This window comes from Ideonella lacteola, from assembly GCF_038066555.1.
In the GTDB taxonomy this organism is placed as follows: domain Bacteria; phylum Pseudomonadota; class Gammaproteobacteria; order Burkholderiales; family Burkholderiaceae_C; genus Ideonella; species Ideonella lacteola.
This window is the reverse complement of the sequence record NZ_JBBUTG010000059.1, coordinates 1-3,377: the sequence shown is the minus strand read 5'-3', so window position 1 is coordinate 3,377 and position 3,377 is coordinate 1. Positions and strand designations below refer to the sequence as shown.

3 protein-coding genes are annotated in these 3,377 nt (G+C 58.1%); all 3 read right to left on the bottom strand.

Annotated features, from left to right (window positions below; translation table 11 throughout):
- Positions 1 to 725: 725 nt before the first annotated feature.
- The 3 genes from AACH06_RS29890 to AACH06_RS29880 all read right to left on the bottom strand — a co-directional run bounded on the left by AACH06_RS29890 (position 726) and on the right by AACH06_RS29880 (position 3,183).
- A complete protein-coding gene (locus tag AACH06_RS29890) occupies positions 726 to 1,094 on the bottom strand; it encodes an SMI1/KNR4 family protein (protein WP_341429484.1) in 369 nt (122 codons plus the stop codon).
- 660 nt (positions 1,095 to 1,754) lie between these two features.
- A complete protein-coding gene (locus tag AACH06_RS29885) occupies positions 1,755 to 2,183 on the bottom strand; it encodes a YcxB family protein (RefSeq protein WP_341429483.1) in 429 nt (142 codons plus the stop codon).
- A 568-nt stretch (positions 2,184 to 2,751) separates the two neighbouring features.
- Positions 2,752 to 3,183, bottom strand: coding sequence for a hypothetical protein (locus AACH06_RS29880; protein WP_341429482.1), 432 nt, complete (start codon positions 3,181 to 3,183; stop codon positions 2,752 to 2,754).
- Between the last annotated feature and the right edge of the window lie 194 nt (positions 3,184 to 3,377).

Below are 3,377 nucleotides of genomic sequence, written 5' to 3'. Positions count from 1 at the left end.
CTCGTGCGCTTGGCCGTCGTCCCCAGGCCCAGGCTGTGTTGTTTCATGCGCCATATCGTCTCAGCACTTCAGCTTCCCGCCAAGCACCAGGCCGCGCGATTTCTGCAGACATTCCCTAAGCCAAAGCTGAAAAGGAACATAGCAATGAACCTTCTGGTGTGTAGTAGCGAAACTCACGCAGCCCGATGCTGCCTTGAATGACCCAGTGTGCCTTCAGCTCGCTCCCGCATGTCTCATGCCTGAGTCGCGTTTTCGATGACCAGCGCTCAACCGGAACAAAGTGAAAGCTTCCACAGAGCAGGCATCTCGGCTGCGCGACTCTTGATGAGAACTGTGATGCGAAGTGCTTCAGCAACTCTGGCTCTAGATAGAGCAGATCATCGTCAATTTCGTGCCTTCTGTTGCCTTCTGGTATGCGTTGCACCGCTGCGGCTTTTAGTAGCTCATCTAGTTTTGGTACGCGCTCTGCATAGGCAGGACTGTTGCATTCAATGCACCAACAAGGAGTAGACAAGACCGGCCAGCAATGGCCTGCCGTGGCGTCAATGCTTGGGACGTCACTCAGATCAGTGTACTGAAGGACGTACGCATTCGAGAAGGGAAAGATCTCGCCACACCCTGTGCATGAAAGCCATTCGCTGCTATGACTAACCACAGTACCTCCAAGAGCCTAACGTTCGACGTAAGGGGCGGCCCGCCTGCGGGACGTCCCCTTGACGGAGGGGTTAGGCGTCCCACGCATAGGGAAGCGCTGGAACCGACCCAGCCCACTGAACGACCTTGAAATCGCGAGCTTCGAGCTCGGCCATGAATGAGGCGAAGCCACTGGCCAAGACAGCATACTCTGGTGCAGAACGAGAGAAGAACACGATAGCGCCGCTTGCGAGAAAGCCATAGAAGTTTCCGAGTTCGTCCTGGGCGAACACGACTGCTCCCTTCAACTCCCCCTGCTCAACCTTCTTGAACCACTCGGACCTGAAGCTCAAAGCTTCGTCGAGATCGCCGTACCCGACCGCGAGCAGCCATGCCTTCAGGTCTTGCGGAAGCTCTGTTTCGATGTGACGCTCGACCAGCTCAATGTCGGCTTCCGACACGGAGCGATGCAGCTCAAAGAGCGGCTGTGTTCGAAGGAACTTCCTTCGCGTTTGGGCAAGGACTCGATCGGCGAGGGCTTGCATTTGAATTGGACGCTTAACGTTCGACGTAAGGGGCGGCCCGCTTGCGGGACGTCCCCTTGACGGAGCGGTTAGGCGGACCCGGCTGAGCAACGGGATGACCGGAGCGCAACACCGCTACCGCTGATGACGACTGGCTTGACAGCGCTGAGGCACAACGCAGGTGTGCGGAGACTTCAGGCAATTGGTGCTCCGAGTTGGACCAACCCCTGCAATGCTTCTGCCGCCGGCTGTCCAAGCGCGACAACCGTGAAGCGGCAGAGACCCGTCCCAAGCCGCCGACGATGGATTTCGCCGTTGACGTGACTTGGATGCTCTGCGAACAGCGATGATCGCCTATACGTGACCAAGCAGGCAAGAAGAAGACTGGAATAGCCACGAACCGCGCGCTGGCCGCCGAAGGACGGACAGCCCAAGCTGACGCTGAAGCGAGCACTCTTCTCCCATTGGCTCCAGGCATCGAGACTGAGGCATTGAGAGCTGGGAATGGCAGATGAGGCATGAGCTCAGCTTTCAACTCGCATTGCCTAACGTTCGACGTAAGGGGCTGGCCGCAGGCCAGTCCCCTTGACGGAGGGGTTAGGTTTCAGCGTGGTGTGCGACCAGCTTTGGGCCGGCCAAGGACTCGAGAGCTTGCCTTTGCTCACCGCTGAACACCCGGAAGGGAATGGGCATTGCGCCATTGGACTTCTCTACGAGGTAGGAAGAAGAGAGCTTGTGGACCTGAGCAACTTCGCTCCAAGGCACCTCAAGAAGGCCCCTCTTGGAGGCGCGAGTGATGCCTTGAGCGCCAATAGTAAACGTGCAGGCACCAATAAGGCGTGACTTGACAATGAACGCGACGCTGCCGAGGGCGCGAACCAACAGCCTTTCATGCCAGTGCAACGGTGCCAAAGCGGTAGACCGCTTGCCTGCTGCAATAGCCCTGCGAGACTTGGCGAGCGGTAAGAAGTCAATGAGCACCTGCAGGTACTCGGTGAGCTCGTAGCTGACATGAACAGTGAGCATGCGAGTCAGGTGCGGCGTGATTGAAACCTAACGTTCGACGTAAGGGGCTGGCCGCAGGCCAGTCCCCTTGACGGAGCGGTTAGTCAAAGCGAGTGGGGAACCGAGATGCCTGGAACGCAATGCTACAACCGACATGTATTTCATGCCTGGCAGCCAGGTGAGGCGTGCGTTGGCGGAGCAAGAGACCTGCATGACAAATGCTACGACGCAGGCCGGACGAGACGAAGGACTTCAACTGCTTTGGCAAAGCGCTGTAAGCTTGCCTTGGCAGAGATGGCCCACAAAGTAACACCGGCGGTGACCAAGAAGAGCGATTCCAGCGACCTTGATGTGCTGCTGCGGCCACGCACATGTGCCCAATCTGACTTGAATACGGCTGGAGCCGCCACGGACCGGGCGCTGGCCGCCGAAGAACGGACAGCCCACGCCGACGACGAAGCCGGCACCCAGAAACCATTGACATGTCGCTGAGCCTTCACGGGCCGTGCCGCCTTTTGATGCCTAACGTTCGACGTAAGGGGCTTGCCGGAGGCAGGTCCCCTTGACGGAGGGGTTAGGCCGCAGTGCCTCAGTACTCGAAGTTCCCAGCATGGCGCTCCCAATCGAGGCTTTGAAGCTGTGACGCGATGTCCTCTGCAGGCGGGAAGGCGAACTGCTCTTGAAACCACACTACGACAAGACCAGATGCATCTCCTGTTCCGCTTAAGGTAGGCGTGTGTGAAGTGAACCTGGCGACAACCGTTACAGCGGGCAGCGCGGATGGAGTGCCAAACGGGTATGAGTGCTCCGGTGGAAGCTCTATTGGACGCTCCACAGCTGGTAGGAGAATGGGATCAACTCTATAGGGCTTGAGAGACCGGTCGCTCAACAGACGTTGGATCAATCCCTTGTTCTTCTCAACTGTCGGCAGTCCTTCCAGGAGACCCTCGTAGGTTGCGCTTTGACGAAGCTCTTTGAGAGTAATCACTCGACCGGTAAGAAGCTTGAACTCACGGCTCATTGACATCCTCTGCAGCCTAACGTTCGACGTAAGGGGCTGGCCGCAGGCCAGTCCCCTTGACGGAGGGGTTAGACGTCAGCGTACCTGAACCATTTGGTTGCGCAGCGAATCCGGCACGTCCTGGAGCAGGACGATCGCGATGCTGCCATCGGTGGCGGTGTTGTTGTGAGCCGCGACGGTGCTGAGTGACGCTG